General features: G+C 71.1%; 13 protein-coding genes and 1 pseudogene. 8 read left to right on the top strand and 6 right to left on the bottom strand.

Features of this window, described 5'->3' with window-relative positions; all coding sequences use genetic code 11:
• The first annotated feature begins 393 nt into the window (after positions 1 to 393).
• Together H2Q94_RS17595 and H2Q94_RS17590 are read left to right on the top strand one after the other, a co-directional pair.
• Entirely contained in the window at positions 394 to 4,719 is a 4,326-nt protein-coding gene (locus H2Q94_RS17595) for a Pls/PosA family non-ribosomal peptide synthetase (RefSeq protein WP_243788278.1), read from the top strand.
• Positions 4,716 to 6,038, top strand: a complete 1,323-nt coding sequence (locus H2Q94_RS17590) for a M1 family metallopeptidase (protein WP_243795775.1) — start codon at positions 4,716 to 4,718, stop codon at positions 6,036 to 6,038. The genes H2Q94_RS17595 and H2Q94_RS17590 overlap by 4 nt, the downstream gene beginning before the upstream one ends.
• On the opposite strand, the gene H2Q94_RS17585 is transcribed toward H2Q94_RS17590, so the two are convergent.
• Positions 6,027 to 6,491 (bottom strand): MarR family winged helix-turn-helix transcriptional regulator, encoded by a 465-nt coding sequence (locus H2Q94_RS17585; protein ID WP_243788277.1) that lies wholly within the window; start codon positions 6,489 to 6,491, stop codon positions 6,027 to 6,029. The genes H2Q94_RS17590 and H2Q94_RS17585 overlap by 12 nt on opposite strands.
• A 151-nt stretch (positions 6,492 to 6,642) precedes the next feature.
• Between H2Q94_RS17585 and H2Q94_RS17580 the strand changes: the two genes are divergently transcribed.
• Complete coding sequence (locus H2Q94_RS17580) at positions 6,643 to 7,812, top strand: 4-hydroxybenzoate 3-monooxygenase (protein WP_243788276.1); 1,170 nt, start codon at positions 6,643 to 6,645, stop codon at positions 7,810 to 7,812.
• 140 nt (positions 7,813 to 7,952) lie between these two features.
• Here H2Q94_RS17580 and H2Q94_RS17575 read toward each other — a convergent pair whose 3' ends face one another.
• The 5 genes and pseudogenes from H2Q94_RS17575 to H2Q94_RS17555 form a co-directional block, all read right to left on the bottom strand.
• A complete protein-coding gene (locus tag H2Q94_RS17575) occupies positions 7,953 to 9,611 on the bottom strand; it encodes a long-chain-fatty-acid--CoA ligase (protein ID WP_243788275.1) in 1,659 nt (552 codons plus the stop codon).
• Positions 9,612 to 9,643: 32 nt separating this feature from the next.
• Positions 9,644 to 10,770, bottom strand: a pseudogene (metX, locus tag H2Q94_RS17570) (homoserine O-acetyltransferase MetX).
• A 5-nt stretch (positions 10,771 to 10,775) separates the two neighbouring features.
• Entirely contained in the window at positions 10,776 to 12,116 is a 1,341-nt protein-coding gene (locus tag H2Q94_RS17565; RefSeq protein ID WP_243788274.1) for a bifunctional o-acetylhomoserine/o-acetylserine sulfhydrylase, read from the bottom strand.
• A gap of 248 nt (positions 12,117 to 12,364) precedes the next feature.
• Entirely contained in the window at positions 12,365 to 13,324 is a 960-nt protein-coding gene (locus H2Q94_RS17560; protein ID WP_397545361.1) for a formylglycine-generating enzyme family protein, read from the bottom strand.
• Positions 13,325 to 13,460: 136 nt separating this feature from the next.
• Positions 13,461 to 13,598: a hypothetical protein gene (locus tag H2Q94_RS17555; protein WP_243788273.1), complete on the bottom strand. Its 138-nt coding sequence runs from the start codon at positions 13,596 to 13,598 to the stop codon at positions 13,461 to 13,463.
• A gap of 126 nt (positions 13,599 to 13,724) precedes the next feature.
• On the opposite strand from H2Q94_RS17555, the gene H2Q94_RS17550 reads away from it, so the two are divergent.
• The 5 genes from H2Q94_RS17550 (at position 13,725) to hydA (ending at position 19,381) form a co-directional block, all read left to right on the top strand.
• Positions 13,725 to 14,141 (top strand): DUF5313 family protein, encoded by a 417-nt coding sequence (locus H2Q94_RS17550; protein WP_243788272.1) that lies wholly within the window; start codon positions 13,725 to 13,727, stop codon positions 14,139 to 14,141.
• A complete protein-coding gene (locus H2Q94_RS17545) occupies positions 14,129 to 15,526 on the top strand; it encodes an NAD(P)/FAD-dependent oxidoreductase (RefSeq protein ID WP_243788271.1) in 1,398 nt (465 codons plus the stop codon). Before H2Q94_RS17550 ends, H2Q94_RS17545 begins: the two co-directional genes overlap by 13 nt.
• A 221-nt stretch (positions 15,527 to 15,747) precedes the next feature.
• On the top strand, positions 15,748 to 16,590 hold the full coding sequence (locus tag H2Q94_RS17540; protein ID WP_243788270.1) for a nitrilase-related carbon-nitrogen hydrolase: 843 nt from the start codon (positions 15,748 to 15,750) through the stop codon (positions 16,588 to 16,590).
• Positions 16,591 to 16,673: 83 nt separating this feature from the next.
• A complete protein-coding gene (locus H2Q94_RS17535) occupies positions 16,674 to 17,984 on the top strand; it encodes an aspartate aminotransferase family protein (RefSeq protein WP_243788269.1) in 1,311 nt (436 codons plus the stop codon).
• Positions 17,981 to 19,381 (top strand): dihydropyrimidinase, encoded by a 1,401-nt coding sequence (gene hydA, locus H2Q94_RS17530; RefSeq protein WP_243788268.1) that lies wholly within the window; start codon positions 17,981 to 17,983, stop codon positions 19,379 to 19,381. Before H2Q94_RS17535 ends, hydA begins: the two co-directional genes overlap by 4 nt.
• The last annotated feature ends 7 nt before the right edge of the window (positions 19,382 to 19,388 follow it).

Below are 19,388 nucleotides of genomic sequence, written 5' to 3'. Positions count from 1 at the left end.
GAGCGGTGATCGAAACGCTGGGTGCTGAACCGGTTCGGATGTTCGCCTTAACGTGCGGGCGAGTCGTCGGCTTGCGCGATTTCCGCGGTCGTCTTCGGTCGGTGCGTGGTCGTTATCGAGCCGAGTTCCCGCGCATCGGGTGAAGTCCGCGGATCGTGGTCACCTGCACGGGTAGGACCGAGCGTCGGCTCTTGACCGGGCCGGCCGGTGCCCGGTGAGGCAGGACACGAATCCGCGCTCGAATGCCTGTCCGCGCGTTAACCAGGGGTAATCTGATCTTTCTGTCTCTCGCGGAAGTGTGGGATGCGCGGGAATGGGCCGGAAAAGGTGGGGCATGAGCATCAGCGGTGATCGAGTTCCGGATTCCGGTGTTCCCGGCGGAAGGCCGGCCCGTTGACGCTGTCGATGAGTCGCGGCGGCCCCGAGTCGCCTGCCCCTGAGCCATCTGCGCCTGAGCCGTCTGTCCCCGAGTCGCCGGGACTCGATTTCCCCGTCTCCGACCTGCTGGCCCATCCGCATTCGCCCGGTTCGACCGCGACCGCGGCCGCGCTCGCGCGCACCGCGTTGGCCGTTCCGGACCGGAAACCGCTGGAGCCGGCTCCGAAGGCTCCGGAACGGGAGCCGCTGGAGACGGCTCCGGACGTCGTGGAAATCGAATCGTTCGAGGCCTCGCCGGTCGCCCCGGAACCTGGTCCGCTCGACACCGCGCGGACCGCACCGGAACCCGAGTCGCTCGAAACCGCGGCGACTGCACCGGAACCCGAGTCGCTCGAAACCGCGGCGACTGCACCGGAACCCGAGTCGCTCGAAGTCGTGGCGGCCGCACCGGAAGCGGAGTCGCTCGAAGTCGTGGCGACCGTTCCGGAAGCGGAGTCCGTCGGCACGGCACTGTTCGACTCCGGGCCGGCCGCGCCGGAGCGCACCCTGCTGGACGTGCTCGCGGCCACCGTCCGCGCCCACCCGGACGCGCTCGCCCTGGACGCGGGACAGGAGACCTTCACCTACCGAGCACTCGCCGACCGCGTCGAGACCGACGCCCGGCGACTCACCGCGGCCGGGATCGGTCGCGGCGACCGGGTGGGGATCCGCGTCGAGTCCGGCACGGCCGAGCTGTACCTGGGCATCCTCGCGGTGCTCGCCGCGGGCGCTGCCTACGTGCCGGTCGACGCCGACGACCCGCAGGAACGCGCGGACCTCGTGTTCGGCGAAGCCGAGGTGTGCGCCGTGCTCACCGGCGGCGACCTGGTGGAGCTCGGTGCCTCGATCGGCCGGGGCGGTTCGCCCGAACCGGACGACGACGCGTGGATCATCTTCACCTCCGGATCCACCGGCACCCCGAAGGGCGTGGCGGTGTCGCATCGTTCGGCGGCGGCGTTCGTGGACGCCGAGGCGCGGTTGTTCCTGCCGGACGAGCCGATCGGACCCGATGATCGGGTGCTCGCGGGCTTGTCGGTGGCGTTCGACGCGTCCTGCGAGGAGATGTGGCTGGCCTGGCGACACGGCGCGTGCCTGGTGCCCGCTCCGCGTTCGCTGGTGCGCACCGGCGCCGATCTCGGCCCGTGGCTGGTGCGGCGGCGGATCAGCGTCGTGTCCACGGTGCCGACGTTGGCCGCGTTGTGGCCGGCCGAGTCCCTTGCCGGGGTGCGGCTGCTCATTTTCGGTGGTGAAGCTTGCCCGCCGGAGCTCGCGGAGCGGCTCGTCGCCGACGGCCGCGAGGTGTGGAACACCTACGGGCCGACCGAGGCGACCGTGGTGGCCTGCACGGCGCGCTTGACCGGGCAGGGACCGGTGCGGATCGGATTGCCGTTGGCGGGCTGGCGGCTCGCGGTGATCGACGCGCACGCGGAACCGGTGGCCCCGGGCGAGCAAGGTGAGCTGGTCATCGGCGGTGCCGGGCTGGCCCGCTACCTGGATCCGGCGAAGGACGCGGAGAAGTTCGCGCCGTTGCCGTCGCTGGGCTGGTCGCGGGCCTACCGCAGCGGAGACCTGGTGCGCGCCGACCCGGAAGGCCTGGTGTTCGTCGGCCGCGCCGATGAGCAGATCAAGCTCGGCGGCAGGCGCATCGAGCTCGGCGAGGTCGACGCCGCGTTGCAGGCGCTGCCCGGAGTGGCGGGCGCGGCCGCGGCGGTGCGCAAGACGAAGGCGGGCGGCGAACTGCTCGTCGGTTACCTCGTGGTGGAGCACGGAACCGAGCTCGCCCCCGACGACGCGATGAGCAGGCTGCGGGAAGTGCTGCCCGCATCGTTGGTCCCGCTGCTCGCGGTGGTGGACGAGTTGCCGACGCGCACCTCCGGCAAGGTGGACCGGGCGGCGCTGCCCTGGCCGTTGCCGCAGCAGGAACCGGAGTCGGTCGCGGGATTGTCCGAGACGGAGTCGTGGCTGGTCGGCGAGTGGGCGGAGATCCTCGGGATGAGTCCGGGCGGGCCGCAAGCCGACTTCTTCCGGCTCGGCGGCGGCAGCCTCGCAGCGGCTCAGCTGGTGACGCGGCTGCGCACCCGGCACCCGCAGGTCTCGGTCGCCGATCTGTACCAGCATCCGAGGCTGGGTGAGCTCGCCGCGAAGCTGGACGCGCTGGACACGGTGACGGCCGCCCGCGACGAGGTCGCCCCGGTGCCGCGCCGGATGGGCTGGTTCCAGCTGCTGCTGATGATCCCGTTGTGCACGCTCACCGGGCTGCGCTGGACGACGCTGCTGGCGGCGTTGAGCACGGTGCTGGCCACGGCGGGCCTGCCGTGGGCTCCGGCGGTGTCCTGGTGGGCATTGGCGGTGGCGTGGGTGGTGCTGTTCAGCCCGCCGGGCCGGATCGCGCTCGCCGCGGGCGGCATCAGGATGTTGCTGCACCGGGTCCGCCCTGGTCGTTACCCGCGCGGCGGGGGCGTGCATCTGCGGTTGTGGGCGGCTCAGCAGTGGGATCAGCGGTGCGGGGCGAGTTCGGTGTCCGGCGCGTTCTGGACGACGCACTACGCCAAGGCGCTGGGAGCGAAGATCGGCGAGGACGTTGACCTGCACTCGCCGCCGCCGGTGACGGGCCTGCTCAAGGTCGGTCGGGGTGCGGCGATCGAGCCCGAGGTGGACCTGTCCGGGTACTGGGTGGACGGCGACATCGTCCACATCGGACGGATCAGGATCGGCGCGGGAGCGCGAGTGGGCGCGCGCAGCACGCTGCTGCCGGAATCGCGGATCGGCAAGGGTGCGGAGGCCGCGGCCGGTTCGACCCTGTACGGCGTGATTCCGGCGCGACAGCGCTGGTCCGGCTCGCCCGCGGCGCGGTCGGCGGGCGGACCGGCCAAGTGGCCCGCACATCGTCCGCCGCGATCCCGCCGGTGGAGCACGATGTACGGTCTTACCTCCGCGCTGTTCGCGGTGGTCCCGGTGCTGGCGGCCGTGCCCGCGCTGGTCGTTCTCGCCGCTGCGTTGGCGGGCACGCCCACACTGCGGGCCGCGACGGTGGCCGCGCTGGCGGCCGTTCCGGCGGCGACGGCCGCGTACTTCGGCGGCTACATGCTGCTGATGTTGATCGCGGTGCGCGCGCTCGGCATCGGACTGCGCGAGGGGCACCACCCGGTGCACAGCCGCATCGCCTGGCAGGTGTGGACCACGGAACGCCTGATGGGCATGGCCCGCACCGCGCTGTTCCCGCTGTACGCCAGCGTGTTCACTCCGATGTGGCTGCGGCTGCTGGGCGCGAAGGTGGGCCGTGGCACGGAGATCTCCACGGTGCTGGCGGTGCCGAAGATGACGAAGGTCGCCGACGGCGCGTTCCTCGCCGACGACACCATGGTCGCCACTTACGAGCTCGCCCACGGCTGGATGCACGTGGGGCCGGCCCGCATCGGCAAGGAGGCGTTCCTCGGCAACTCCGGCATGACCGCGCCGGGGCGGTCGGTGCCGAAGCGCGGACTGGTCGGGGTGCTCTCGTCCACGCCGCGCAAGGCGAAGAAGGGCTCGTCCTACCTGGGCATGCCGCCGATGCCGTTGCGGCGCGCGAAGGTTCGTTCGGACTCGGAACGGACCTTCGACCCGCCGCTGCGGCTGGTGTTCGTGCGGGCGCTGGTGGAGCTGTGCCGGATCGTGCCGGTGATGGCCTCGGCGGCGTTGGCGGTGCTCGTGCTCGCCGCGCTCGCGGCGGCGTGGACCGCGGTGGGGTTGTGGGCCGCCGCCGTGCTGTCCGGGATCGTGCTGCTGGCGGCGGGCGGGCTGGCGTGCGCGGTGACGAGCCTGGCGAAGTGGCTGCTGGTGGGCCGGTTCCGGGTGCGCAAGCAGCCGTTGTGGAGTTCGTTCGTGTGGCGCGGCGAACTCGCCGACACCTTCGTCGAAGTGCTGGCGGTGCCGTGGCTGGCGGGTTCGGCGACGGGCACGCCGCTGCTGACGACGTGGCTGCGCACGATGGGCGCGCGCATCGGGCGCGGGGCGTGGGTGGAGACCTACTGGCTGCCCGAATCCGACCTGGTGCGCATCGGAGCGGGGGCGACGGTGAACCGGGGGTGCGTGGTGCAGACCCACTTGTTCCATGATCGGATCATGAGCATGGACGAGGTGGCGCTGGACGAGGGCGCGACGCTGGGACCGCACGGGATCGTGCTGCCCGGCGCGAGCATCGGCGCGCGCACGACGGTCGGCCCCGGCTCGCTGATCACGCGCGGCGACGCGGTGCCCGCGGATTCGCGGTGGCGCGGCAACCCGATCTCGGCGTGGCGGGGCAGGGCGCGGCGTTCATGACGGCTGCGCCCGGAGCGGACCGTTCCACCGACTCGTACCTGCCGGCGCACGGCAACGGCGGCTACCGCGTTGAGCACTACGACCTCGATCTGGACTACCGGGTCGGGCCGAATCGGCTGTCGGGGAACGTGACGGTGTCGGCGGTGGCGACCCAGGCGTTGTCCGCGCTGAGCTTGGACTTCGCGGATCTGCGAGTGCGGCGGGTGCTGGTCGACGACAAGCCCGCGAAGTTCACCCACCGCGCGGGCAAGCTCCGCATCCGGCCGCAGGGCGCGATCGCCGACGGCGCCCCGTTCCGGGTGCGAGTCCGGTACGCGGGCAACCCGCGTCCGGTGCGCGGGCAGTGGGGCGACATCGGCTGGGACGAGCTGACCGAGGGGTCGCTGGTAGCCAGCCAGCCGATCGGCGCCCCGTCCTGGTTCCCCTGCAACGACCACCCGTCGGACAAGGCCGCCTACCGGGTGTCGGTGACCGCCGACGCTGGTTTCTCCGTGCTGGTCACGGGAGATCTGCTGTCCCGCCGCACCAGCGGTGCCGGCTCCACCCAGTGGATCTACGAGCGGACCGAGCCCACGCCGACCTACCTGATGGGCGTGCACACCGGCCGTTACGAGGACGTGGAGCTCGCGGCGGATCCGGTGCCGCAGCGGGCGGCGGTGCCCGCGCACCTGCTGCCGCCGTTCCGGGAGACCTTCGGGCGCCACGGCGAGATCATGCGGGTGCTCGGCGAGCTGTTCGGCCCCTACCCGTTCACGGAGTACGTCGTGGTCATCACCGACGACGACCTGGACGAGCCGATCGAGGCGCAGGGCATGGCCGTGTTCGGCCGCAACCTGCTCGACGGTGGACGCACCCACGAGCGGCTGGTGGTGCACGAGCTGGCCCACCAGTGGTTCGGCAACAGCCTCACCCTCGGCGACTGGCGCGACATCTGGCTCAACGAGGGGTTCGCGACCTACGCGGAATGGTTGTGGTCGGAGTCCGTCGGCGAGGGCACCGCCGCCGAGCACGCCCGCGAGTGGCACGCTCGGATGCGCGAAGCCGAACCGGGCCTGCGGATCGCGGATCCGGGAGTGGCGCGGATGTTCGACGAGGGCGTGTACAAGCGCGGTGCGCTCACGCTGCACGCGCTGCGCGGCGAACTCGGCGACGAGGCGTTCTTCGGGTTGCTGCGGCGATGGGCGACCGAGCACCGGCACGGCACGGTGTCCACGGCCGACTTCACCGCGCTGGCCCAGGAGTTCACGTCGAGGCCGCTGGCGGACCTGTTCGAAACCTGGCTGCACGGCACCGAACCGCCTGCGCGCTCAGGTTTCTGAGGCGACCGCTGAGCCGGGGTCGCGGATCCGTTCCCCTGCTTGCGCGACCCGGCCGAGCAGCGCGAGCAGCCGCTCCCGTTCCGCGCCGTCCAGCGGGGTCAGCAGGATCTCGATCATCCGCTCGGTACGCCGCACCAGGCCGTGGTGCGCGGTGCGCCCGGATTCGGTCAGCCGCAGCACGTTGCGCCTGCCGTCGGAGCTGTCCCTGGCCCGTTCGACGAGTCCGCGGCGCACCAGCCGTGCGATGACGTCGGCGGCGGTGGAGCGGTCCAGCGCGATCCGTTCGGCGAGCGTGCGCTGATCGAGCCCGTCCTCGTCGGCGAGCCCGTTGAGCACGGCGAACTGCGGTGGAGTGACGTCCTCGGAGACGGCCGCCGTCCACAGCATCGTGTGCACCTGCTGGACGCGCCGGAACAGGTGGCCGGGATGAGTGCTGAGATCGATGGAACCCACCCGCCCATTGTGCGCCACCGGTGATCCGAACCGTGCACGGAGCGATGCTGCATCGAGCAAGAGGCTTCTGATTCGTTGACAACGTCCTTTTCGCGGTGGACCGTATAGCCAATTCATCCGTACACGGATTAAACCCTCGAGGGAGATGTCGATGCGGACCAGCGTGGCCATCATCGGGGCGGGTCCTGCTGGACTGCTGCTGGCGCGGTTGCTGCAACGCCAGGGGATCGAGTCGGTCGTGCTGGAATCCCGTTCGAGAGAACACGTCGAGCACCGGCAGCGCGCCGGAATCCTCGAGCAGGGCACCGTCGACGTGCTGCGGGCCTGCGGCGCGGGGGAACGGATGGATCGCGAGGGGCTGCCGCACGACGGCATCGAGCTGCGCTTCGGCGGCGCCGGGCACCGCATCGACATGGCGGCGCTCACCGGCGGCCGCCAGGTGATGGTGTACGCGCAGACCGAAGTGGTGCGCGATCTGGTGGCGCTGCGGGTCGAATCCGGGGCACCGCTGTTGTTCGAGGCAGAGGTGCTGGAGGTCCGCGGCGCCGAGACCGAGCACCCGCAGGTCCGCTACCGGCACGCCGGGGCTGAGCAGGTGCTGGACGCCGACTACGTGGTCGGCGCGGACGGTTTCCACGGCGTGGCCCGCAAAGCCATCCCCGCCGAGCGGGTCCGCACCTACGAGCGGACCTATCCGTTCGCCTGGCTGGGCGTTCTCGCCGATGTCGCGCCGTCCACCGAGGAATTGATCTACGCGAGCCACGAGCGTGGTTTCGCGCTGCACAGCATGCGCACTCCCCAGGTCAGCAGGCTGTACCTGCAGGTTCCGCCGGACACCGACGTGCGGGACTGGCCGGACGATCGGATCTGGGACGAGCTGGACGTGCGCTTCGCCGTCGACGCGGAGTGGCGCCTGGATCGCGGGCCGATCACCGACAAGTCGGTGACGCCGATGCGCAGCTTCGTCTCGGAACCGTTGCGGTACGGCAGGTTGCTGCTGGCCGGCGACGCCGCCCACATCGTGCCGCCCACCGGTGCGAAGGGGCTCAACCTCGCCGTGGCGGACGTGACGCTGCTGGCGCGGGCGCTCACCGAGGCGCTCGGGCGCGGCGACGATCGAGCGTTGGAGTCCTATTCGGACACCGCGTTGCGCCGGGTGTGGCGCGCGGAGCACTTCTCCTACTTCATGACGACCTTGCTGCACACCGATCCGGCGGCCGATGCGTTCGCCCGTCGCCTCCAGCGATCCCACCTGGACTACGTCGCCACTTCGACCGCCGCGGCCACGTCACTGGCCGAGAACTACGTCGGCCTCCCCTGACCGCGAACGCCGAGATGTGAGCCAGGTGAACGCCCCCTTCGCCCATTCCTACCGGTCAAAGGGGTTGACGACCCTACTGGGGTGAGTGGCCCCTTTGGCCGGTGGGATCGGTCAGGTGGCCGTTCACCTCGTTCGGGGTGTCAGTCGGTGTGGCGGGCTCGGAGTTCTCGGCGGAGCAGTTTTCCCGTGGCGGTCTTGGGGAGTTCGGGGAGCACCTCGACCCGGCGCGGGTACTTGTAGGCCGCGAGTCGTTGCTTGCAGAACTCCACCAGTTCCTCCGGCGTGGCACCGTGATCGGGGCGCAGGCTCACGTACGCCCGCACGGTCTCGCCCCGGTAGGCGTCGGGCACGCCGACCACGGCGGCCTCGCGAACGGCGGGATGCTCGTAGAGCACGTCCTCCACTTCGCGCGGCCACACCTTGAAGCCGCCCGCGTTGATCTGGTCCTTCTTGCGGTCCACCAGGTAGAACCAGCCCTCGGCGTCCATCCGCGCGACATCGCCGGTGTGCAGATCTCCGCCGGGCAGCGCGGACTTGGTCTCCTCAGGTTTGCCCCAGTACCCGGCGACCACCTGCGGACCGGAGATGACCAGCTCACCGACCTCTCCCGGCGGCAGCTCCCGGCCGTCCTCGCCGATGATCCGCGCGTGCGTGGAGTACACCGGAACGCCCACCGACAGCGCGCCGGAGCTCGCGTCCACCGGCGCCTCCGCTTCCCACGGCTGGGCGAACGCGGCGGAGGTCGTTTCGGTGAGCCCGTACACGTTGTGGATCCGCTGCCCGAAGCGCCGCTCGAACGCCAGCACCGTGCTCGGCGGGATCGGTGCCCCGCCCGAGTAGATCCGGCGCAGGCTCGCCAGGTCAGCCGCGGTGGCGTCGGTGTTGAGCAGCGCGATGAACACGGTGATCGCCCCGACGGTGAACGTGGGCCGGTGCTCGCGCACGGCGTCGAGCACAACACCCGGTTCGAAGCGGTGGGTGAGCACCAGCGGCGCCGGGGTCAGCAGCGCCAGCGCGAGATGCCCCACCATGCCGGTGATGTGGAACAGCGGGGCGACGCCGAGGATCACGTCGTCGGGTCCGACGCCGATCCAGTCCCGCCACACCCGCGCGTCGAACACGATGTTGCGGTGGGTGTTCATCGCGCCCTTCGGCGGCCCGGTGGTGCCGGAGGTGTAGGTGAGCACCGCGACGTCCTCGGCCGCGAGCGACACCGCGACCGGCCGCCTGCCCCGGTGTTCGTCGAGCAGCGCGGTGAGGTCGGTGCTGCCCGCGGGCACGTCCAGGTCCGGTTCCGGCAGCACCCGCGGGTCGTCGCGGGTCTGGTGCTCGTGCTCGGCGGTGGTGATCGTCCACGTCACCTCGGTCTCCGCCAGCACCTCGGCGGCGACCGATTCGTGCAGCCCGCGCAGCGCGACCAGCACCGTCGCGCCGGAATCCGCCAGCAGCAGCGCGAGTTCCCGCTGCTTGTTCATCGGGTTGATCGGAACCGCGACGCAGCCCGCCTTCCACGCGCCGAGCAGCGCGATGACGAACTGCGGCACGTTCTGCAGGTACAGCGCCACCCGATCACCGGCCGCCACGCCCCACTCCTGGAGCGCCACGGCGAAGGCGTCGCTGAGTTCGTCGAGCTCGGCGGCGGTCAGCGTCGCGTCGAAGTAGTGGATCAGCGGCCGGTGCGGGAACCGCTGCGCGGCGTGCCGGAACATGGCCACGGCGTGCGGGAACTCGGCGTCGAGGTCGGTCGGCTGCGCCGTGTCGTACCGGGCCAGCCAAGGACGCTCGTGGTAGGCGGACATGCGTCCACCGTTGGCCGTGCGGGCCGTGGTCGTCAAGTGTCCTTGAGCAGTTCCCGCACCAGCTCGGAGACCTGCTCGGTCTCGATGAGGAATCCGTCGTGCCCGTACGGCGACCGGATGATCCGCGCCGAGGTGCCGAGTCCGCGGGCGAGGGCGTGCTGGTCGGCGGGCGGGAACAGCCGGTCGCTGTCCACGCCGGCGACCAGCGTCCGGGCGCGCACCCGGTGCAGCGCCGCGTCCACCCCGCCGCGAGCTCGGCCGACGTCGTGCGCGGACATGGCTTCGGTGAGCCGCACGTAGCTGGCCGCGTCGAACCGGCGCACCAGTTTCTCCGCGTGGTGATCGAGGTAGGACTCCACCGCGTAGCGCCCTCCCCTCGCGGGATCCTCACCGTCCTGGGCCGCCGAGCCGAACCGGGCTTCCAGCTCCTGCGGACTGCGGTAGGTGATGTGCGCGATCCGCCGCGCCAGCCCCAGTCCGGTGTGCGGGCCGCGTCCGTCGGGCAGCTCGTGGTAGTCGCCGCCCAGCCAGTCCGGGTCGGCGCGAATGGCGTGCAGCTGCGCCGAGGACCAGGCGATCTGCTCCGCGGACGCGACCGCCCCGCAGCACAGCAGCAGCGCCGAGTCGACCCGTTCGGGCTGGTCCACGGCCCATTCCAGCGCCCGCATCCCCCGAGCGAGCCACCGATCACCGCCGCCCACGTCGGTACGCGCAGCGCGTCGGCCAGCGCCACCTCCGCGCGCACCAGATCCCGGACGGTCAGCGCGGGAAACCGCCCGCCCCAAGTTCGGCCGTCCGGTGCGGAATCTGCCGGGCCGGTGCTGCCCTGGCAGCCGCCGAGCGCATTCGGCGCCACGACGAACCACCGGTCGGTGTCCAGCGCCAAGCCAGGACCGACGATGCCTTCCCACCAACCCGCGCTCGGATGTCCCGGTTCGGACGCCCCGCGCAGGTGCGCGTCCCCGGTGAGCGCATGCAGGACGAGCACCGCGTTCCCGCCGTCGGGGTCGAGCGTTCCCCATGTCTCGTACGCCAGCCGCGCGCCGCTGAGCCGGGCACCGGACTCCAGGTCCAGCGGATCGAGCCCCAGCCACCGGCGCCTGCCGGGCGGGTGCCCTTCCCGCCAAGCGCCGGTGGCGGGAAGGGACCGCGACGTCATCGGCTTCAGCGCTCCAGCTCCGCCTTCGCCGCGCGGAACGCCGACTCCAGGTCCGCCTTGAGGTCGTCGACGTTCTCGATGCCGACCGACAGGCGCACCAGGCCGGGAGTGACACCCGCGTCGATTTGTTCCTGCTCGGTCAGCTGGCTGTGCGTGGTGCTCGCCGGGTGCGCGATGAGGCTGCGCACGTCGCCGATGTTGACCAGGTGGCTGAACAGCGAGACGCCTTCGACGAACTTCCGGCCCGCCGTCACGCCGCCGCGCAGCTCGAAGGACACGATGGCCCCGAACCCGTTGCTCAGGTAGCGGTTGCCGAGTTCGTGCCACGGGCTGGAGGGCAGGCCCGCGAAGTGCACCTTCTCCACTTCGTCGCGCGCTTCCAGCCACTGGGCGAGTTCGAGGGCGTTGCGGTTGTGCCGTTCGATCCGCAGCGACAACGTCTCCAGGCCCTGCAGGACCAGGAACGCGTTGAACGGCGAGATCGCAGGCCCGAGGTCGCGCAGGCCCTGCACTCGCAGCTTCGCGGCGAAGGCGCCGTGGCCGAGCGCGGGCCAGTAGCGCAGGCCGTGGTAGCTCGGGTCGGGCTCGTTGAAGCCGGGGAAGCGCTCCGGGTCGGCGCCGAAGTCGAAGGTGCCGCCGTCCACGACGATGCCGCCGACGGCGGTGCCGTGGCCGCCGAGGTACTTCGTCGCCGAGTGCACGACGATGTCCGCGCCGTGCTCCAGCGGCCGCAGCACGTACGGGGTGGTGACGGTGTTGTCCACGACCAGTGGCACGCCCGCCTCGTGGGCGATGTCGGCGACGGCGCGCACGTCGAGCACGTTGCTGCGCGGGTTGCCCACCGACTCGGCGAACAGCAGCTTGGTGTTCGGCCGGATCGCCGCGCGCCAGGCGTCGGGGTTGTCGAAGTCGTCGACGAAGGTGACCTCGATGCCGAGCTTCGGCAGCGTGTGGTGGAACAGGTTGTAAGTGCCGCCGTAGAGCGAGGAGCTCGACACCAGGTGGTCACCGGCCTGCGCCAGGGTCAGCACCGCGAGGGTCTCGGCGGCCTGCCCGGAGGCGACCGCGACCGCGCCGACTCCGCCTTCCAGCTTCGCGACGCGCTGCTCCAGCACGTCCTGGGTGGGGTTGTTGATGCGGGTGTAGATGTTGCCGGGCTCGGCGAGGCTGAACAGGTCAGAGGCGTGCTGGGTGTCCCGGAAGACGTACGAGGTCGTCTGGTAGATCGGCGTGGCGCGGGCACCGGTGGCGGGATCGGGCTGCGCCCCGGCGTGGATCTGGAGCGTGTCGAACGACCAGTTGGCCTCGGCGCCGGTGTCGTTCTGGGCTGGGACGTCAGCGGACATGTGGACTCCACAGTGGACGGTGGCGTGTTCGTGCGCCACGAGCGAGAAAGGTGCGGTTTTCGCCGGGGTATGCGGCGGGAGAGGATGCGGCGGCTCAGCGTCCGCGGCTGGAGAAGATCAGCGGGCGCGACAAGCTGACGCGGTCACGCGCACGAGATCAACGTGCCGACGCTCCACCAAGCGGATCATGCGCCGGAGCTTAACCGCTGCGGCACGCGGAGCAACAGGTTGTTCACCATTCGGGAGCATCAGCGAGACCGAACGCAGCGGAAACCGAGGTTGCCGACCGAACTGTCCGGAGTGTTGCCGGTGCGCGCCGCCACCCGGTAGCGGTTGCAGTACGACTCGTGGCACAGGTACGAACCGCCGCGCATCACCCGGTCGTCCCCGTCCGGCGGGCCTGACGGATCGAGCGCGCCCGCCGCGGCGTGCACGGTGCCCCAGCGGTCCGCGCACCACTCCCACACGTTGCCCGCCGCGTTGTGCAGGCCGAAACCGTTGGCGGGGAAGGAATCAGCGGGCGCGGTGCCGCGGAACCCGTCCTCGACGAGGTTCTTCACGGGGAACATGCCCTGCCAGATGTTGCAGCGGTGCCGGCCGCCGGGAGTGAGCTCGTCGCCCCACGGGTAGCGGCGCTGTTCAAGGCCGCCTCGCGCGGCGAACTCCCACTCCGCTTCGGTGGGCAGGCGCCCACCGGACCACCGGCAGTAGGCGTCGGCGTCGTTCCAGGACACGTGCACCACGGGATGATCGGCGCGGTCGTCCACGTCCGAGCCGGGGCCTTCCGGGCTGCGCCAGGTGGCGCCTTCCACGCCGCACCACCACGGCGTCTGCTCCGGGCGGGGCGCGGATCGGCGAAGGGCGCCGGGCAGGAACGCCGCGAAGACGTAGGACCAGCCGAAGCGCTCGGCGTCGGTGATGAACCCGGTGTCCGCGATGAACTCGGCGAACTCGGCGTTGGTGACCGCCAGCGGGCCGATGTCGAACGGGCTCACCCGCACCTCCCGAACCGGACCCTCGCCGTCCTGCGGGAAGCCGTCGGTGTCGGTGGTGCCCATGAGGAACGTGCCGCCGTCCAGCGAGACCCAGCGGCGCTCGACGGCCGCGGCGGCCGGGGCGGGCGGTTCGGCTCGGGCGTCGTCGCTGCTGGCGCGCCCAGGTGGGCAGCAGCCTTCGTGCTCGTCCGCCGTCCGGTCCGCATCGTTCACGGTGCCCACTCTAGGAGCGTTCTCAGCGAGCGCGCGCGGGTGGGGAGGTGGTGTGCGTCTCCGCTCGAAGGGCGAGAGCGAGGACCGATCCGGTCGAGCGGACGGCCGGATCAGTCCACAAGAGACGGACGCTTGATCAGGGATGGGTGCGGGACTCGCGCACCAGCTGGGCCACCGCGGCCCCGGCTCCCCTGAATCCGTCGTCCAACAGATCCGTGAACATCACGGCACCCATCACGAGCACGAACAACATCACCACAACGAGAATGAACATCGGCGCAACCCCTTTCATCTGGAACATCGGCATCCGGAGGAGATCGTTACCGGGTGTAGGAGTGACGCGCGTGACGCGTGTTCCGGTTCCCGCCGGGGCTTCGGCGCCGACCACTAGCCTGGGGGTGTGCGGACACCTCGGCCCGATTCCCCCCAGCCCGTCTCCGGACGGCCGAACCCGGCGTTGTGGGTCTGGTACGCGTTCGGCGGTCGGTTGCCCGATCGCTGCGCCGAGTGGGTGCTGCGCGACGTGACCTGCCGGACCTGGGCGCTGCGCCACGTGGCGCGGGCGTTGACCCAACTCAGCCCGTTCTGCCTGTTGCTGTTGCTGTTGCCGGGGCCGTGGTCGATCAAGTTGACCGCGATCGGGATGGGGTTGTTCGTGGGCTTGTTCTACTCGCTGTGCCTGATGGGGGAGGCCTGCGAGCATCGGGTGATCAAGCACGGCTATCCGCCCGGGATCGGCAGGGAGACCCGGAAGGTGCGCAAGGACGTGGAGCGGGCCGGTAAGCACGGCACCGGGTTCCGCCCGTGGTGGCAGTGAGCCGGGCCGCGCTGGCCGACGCCGAACCCGTGGCCTTCTGGCCGGATCGCACCCCGACCCGGCCGCGGGCGCCGCTGCCCGGCTCCGCCACCGCCGATCTCGTTGTGGTCGGGGCCGGGCTCACCGGGCTGTGGACGGCGGTCCTGGCCAAGCAGCGCGATCCGGGCCTGGACGTGCTCGTCCTGGACGCCGGGCCGGTCGGTTCCGGTGGCAGCGCGCGCAACGGCGGCTTCCTGTCCGAATCGCTCACTCACGGCCTCGCCCACGGCGCGCAGCTGTGGCCGGAGGAGCTCGGTGCGCTCGTGGAGCTCGGCCGGAGGAACCTGCGCGAGATCGGCGAGTTCGTCGAGGCGGAAGGGATCGACGCGGACCTGCGGTGGTGCGGCAAGACCGCGGTGGCCACCGAATCGCACCAGGTCGGCGAGCTGCGCGACGAGGCCGACCTCTACCGCGAGCACGGCTTCCGGGCGGTGTTCCAGGGCGCGGGCGGGGTCCGCGCCGACCTGCGTTCGGACGCGTTCCGCGCGGGACTGCGATTACCGGAGGTCGGGGGACTCGTCGACCCGGCGAAGCTGGTGGGCGGGCTGGCGGACGCGGCCGAACGTCTCGGCGTGCGCTTGCACGAACGGAGCCCGGTCGGCGCGCTGCGCTCCCACGGCGGCGGCCTGCGGCTGCGCTGTCCACAAGGGACAGTCCGAGCCGGGCGGGCGGTGCTCGCGACGAACGCGTTCCCCGCGCCGCTGCGGAGGCTGCGCCGCCGCGTGCTGCCGATCTGGGACTACGTGCTGGTGACCGAACCGCTCTCGGCGGCGGCCTGGGAGTCGCTTGGCTGGCACGACCGCCAGGGGGTGACCGACTCCCACAACTTGTTCCACTATTTCCGGCCCACCCCGGACGGCAGGATCCTGTGGGGCGGCGGCGCCGCCGGGTACCACTTCGGCGGCGGCACGAGCGCGAAGCTCGCCGCCCGGCCCGAACCGCACCGGCGGCTCGCCGATGCGTTCTTCGCGACCTTCCCGCAGCTGGAGGGGACCCGGTTCAGCCACCGCTGGGGCGGCCCGATCGACGCGACGACCCGTTGCACTCCGGTGTTCGGCACCGCGCTCGCCGGCCGGGCCGCCTACGCCGTCGGCTTCACCGGGCTCGGCGTGGCCGCCTCCCGGTTCGGCGGGCAGGTCGCTTTGGACCTGCTGGCCGGTGACCCGACCGAACGCACCCGGTCCGCGCTGGTGCGCACCCGGCCGTCGCCCTATCCGCCGGAGCCGCTGCGCTGGCCGTTGGTGCGGCTCACCCAGCGGGCGCTGGAACGCGCCGATGCCGCCGCGGGGGAGCGGGGACGGTGGCTGCGCCTGCTCGACCGGCACGGGCTCGGGCTCGGCAGCTGATCGGACCGGGCGTCGGACACACCGGCGCTTCCTCCTTCTGAGCGAACCGTGCGCGGGCCTGCTCCGGGTCGGCGACCGCGTTCCCGCAGCGAGAGCCCGTCTCGGAAGAGTCGGCGATGCTCAGTGGTAACGATCGTTGATCAGACGGTCATTGCAGGGCCTCGGACCGGGCCATATGTTCGGAAAGTCCCTGCAAGCCACGTGCACGAGGGGTGTCGTCGATGCCGAACCGAGTTCGCGCCGCACTGGTCCAGGCGAAATGGACCGGCGACGCCCAGTCCATGATCGACCTGCACGAGCAGCACGCCCGCACGGCCGCCGCCCAGGGCGCCCAAGTGATCGGCTTCCAGGAGGTGTTCAACGCCCCCTACTTCTGCCAGGTGCAGGAGGACGAGCACTACCGGTGGGCGGAGGCGATCCCCGACGGCCCCACCACCACCCGGATGTGCGCGCTGGCCCGCGAGCTGCGGATGGTGATCGTCGTGCCGATCTTCGAGCTGGACGGGCCGGGCTTCTACTACAACTCCGCCGCGGTGATCGACGCCGACGGCGCATACCTCGGCAAGTACCGCAAGCACCATCTGCCGCACCTGCCCGGTTTCTGGGAGAAGTTCTACTTCCGGCCCGGCAACCTCGGCTGGCCGGTCTTCGACACCGCGGTCGGCCGAGTCGGCGTCTACATCTGCTACGACCGGCACTTCCCAGAAGGCTGGCGAGCGCTCGGTCTCGCCGGTGCGCAGCTGGTCTACAACCCGTCGGCGACCAGCCGCGGACTGTCGTCCTACCTGTGGAAGCTGGAACAGCCCGCGGCCGCGGTCGCCAACGAGTACTTCATCGCCGCCATCAACCGGGTCGGGATCGAGGAGTACGGCGACAACGACTTCTACGGCAGCAGTTATTTCGTCGACCCGTACGGGCGGTTCGTCGGCGAGGTGGCCGGTGACCGCGACGAGGAACTCGTGGTGCGCGACCTCGACCTCGACCTGATCGACGAAGTACGCACCAAGTGGGCGTTCTACCGAGACCGCCGCCCGGACGCCTACGGCCTGCTCACCGAACCCTGATGGCGCGCATTCGACTTGTTCCGAGTGGGTGGCGAGACGGCGACGGCTCCCCGAGACGTCTCGGGTCGAACGGAAGGACTGCGATGACCGACACGGGCAAGCACACCGAGCTGGCGAAGCGGCGCAAGGCGGTGCTGCCGGACTGGGTCGCGACCTACTACGAGGACCCGATCGACGTGGAGCGCGGCGAGGGCCGCCACGTCTGGGACGCCGAGGGCAACCGGTACCTGGACTTCTTCGGCGGCATCCTCACCACGATGACCGCGCACGCGCTGCCCGAAGTGACCGCCGCGGTCAGCGAGCAGGCCGGGCGCATCCTGCACTCCTCGACGCTGTACTTGAACCGGCCGATGGTCGAGCTCGCCGAACGAGTCGCGGAGGTCTCCGGGATCGAGGATCCGCGGGTGTTCTTCACCTCCAGCGGTACCGAAGCCAACGACACCGCTCTGCTGCTGGCCACCGGGTACCGCGGCTCGAACCAGGTGCTGGCGCTGCGCAACAGCTACCACGGCAGGTCCTTCTCGGCGCTGGCCATCACCGGCAACCGAGCGTGGTCGCCGACGAGCCTGTCGCCGGTGCAGACCGCGTACGTGCACGGCAGCAGGCGACGCGGCACCGCGCTCGCGGACCTCTCGGACGAGGACTTCACGGCGGCCTGCGTGGACGACCTGGAGGACGTGCTCGGCCAGCTGCACGGCAACGTGGCCTGCCTGATCGCCGAACCCATCCAGGGCGTCGGAGGGTTCGCAGTGCCACCGGACGGCCTGTTCGCCCGGTTCAAGGAAGTGCTCGACCGGCACGGCATCCTGTGGATCAGCGATGAGGTGCAGACCGGCTGGGGCCGCACCGGGGAGCACTTCTGGGGCTGGCAGGCGCACGCGGGCAGCGGACCGCCGGACATCGTCACGTTCGCGAAAGGCCTCGGCAACGGGCTCTCCATCGGCGGCGTGATCGCCGGTGCGGAGGTCATGAACAGCATCAAGGTCAGCTCGCTGTCCACCTTCGGCGGCAGCCCGGTCACCACGGCCGGTGCGCTGGCGAACCTCGACCATCTCTTGGCCCACGACCTGCAGAGCAACGCGCACCGGGTCGGTGCCGTGCTGCGCGGGGCGCTCGACGACGCCCGGCTCCGGTTGCCGCACGTGGCCGACGTGCGGGGCAAGGGCCTCATGATCGGCGTTGAGCTGGTGCGTCCCGGTACCGGCGAACCGGATGCCGCGGCGGCCACCGCCGTCCTGGAGCACACCCGCAGCGCAGGCCTGCTGATCGGCAAGGGCGGCCTCGACGGGAACGTGCTGCGCATCGCGCCACCGCTGAGCCTGACCGAGGCCGAAGCGCGCGAAGGCGCCGCGATCCTCGTCGACGCGCTCACCGGAGCGGGGGAGCGGCCATGACCAGAACGGTGATCCGCGGCGGACTGGTGATCACGGCGACCGAGGAGGTCGAAGCCGACGTCCTCGTCATCGACGAGCAGGTCGCAGCCATCGCCACCCCGGAACTCGGGGAGCAATGGCTCACCGACGCGGACGTGGTGCTCGACGCGAGCGGCCAGTACGTGATCCCCGGTGGAGTGGACGGGCACACCCACATGGAGATGCCGTTCGGCGGCACCTTCTCCTCCGACACCTTCGAGACCGGCACCCGCGCGGCGGCCTGGGGCGGCACCACGACGATCATCGACTTCGCCATCCAGTCCATCGGCCGCTCCGCGCGGGAAGGACTGGACACCTGGCACGCCAAGGCCGACGGGCAGTGCGCGGTGGACTACGGCTTCCACCTGATCCTCTCCGACGTGCACGACGCGTCGCTGAAGGAACTGGACGGGCTCGTCGCAGAAGGCGTGACCAGCTTCAAGATGTTCATGGCCTACCCCGGCGTGTTCTACAGCGACGACGGCCGCATCCTGCGCGCCATGCAGCAGGCCGCGGGCAACGGCGCGTTGACCATGCTGCACGCCGAGAACGGCATCGCCATCGACGTGCTCGTGCAGCAGGCGCTGGCCGAAGGCCGCACCGACCCGCGCGAGCACGGCGCCGTGCGGCACCCGCTGCTGGAGGCGGAAGCCACCCACCGCGCCATCCAGCTCGCCAGAGTCGCGGGCGCCCCGCTCTACGTCGTGCACGTCTCCGCCTCCGAGGCGCTCGGAGAGATCACCCAAGCCCGCGACGCCGGGCTCAACGTGTTCGGCGAAACCTGCCCGCAGTACCTGTTCCTCACCGTCGACGAGCCGGCCCGGCCGGGCTTCGAAGGAGCCAAGTTCGTCTGCTCCACTCCGCTGCGGCCCGAGGAACACCAGCGCGAGCTCTGGCGGGGCCTGCGCACCAACGATCTGTCGGTCGTCGCCACCGACCACTGCCCGTTCTGCTTCACCCCGCAGAAAGAGCTGGGCGCGGGCGATTTCTCGAAGATCCCGAACGGGATGCCCGGCGTGGAACACCGCGTCGACCTGCTGCACCAGGGCGTCGTTGACGGGCACCTCAGCCGCCGTCGCTGGGTGGAACTGGCCAGCACCACCCCGGCGCGGATGTTCGGCCTGCACCCGCGCAAAGGCACCATCGCACCGGGCTCGGACGCCGACATCGTGCTCTACGACCCGCACGCCGAACAGGTCCTGTCCGCGGACACGCACCACATGAACGTCGACTACAGCGCCTACGAGGGCAAGAGCATCACCGGCCGCGTCCGCACCGTGCTCTCCCGCGGCGAGGTCATCCTCGACGACGGCCACTACCGCGGCCGTGCCGGACACGGCCGCTTCCTGCCTCGCGACACCTGCCAATACTTGATCTAGCGACCAC

The organism is Saccharopolyspora gloriosae, from assembly GCF_022828475.1.
GTDB classification, from domain to species: domain Bacteria; phylum Actinomycetota; class Actinomycetes; order Mycobacteriales; family Pseudonocardiaceae; genus Saccharopolyspora_C; species Saccharopolyspora_C gloriosae_A.
The sequence above is the reverse complement of the archived record's forward strand: the minus strand, read 5'-3'. Positions and strand labels throughout refer to the sequence as shown.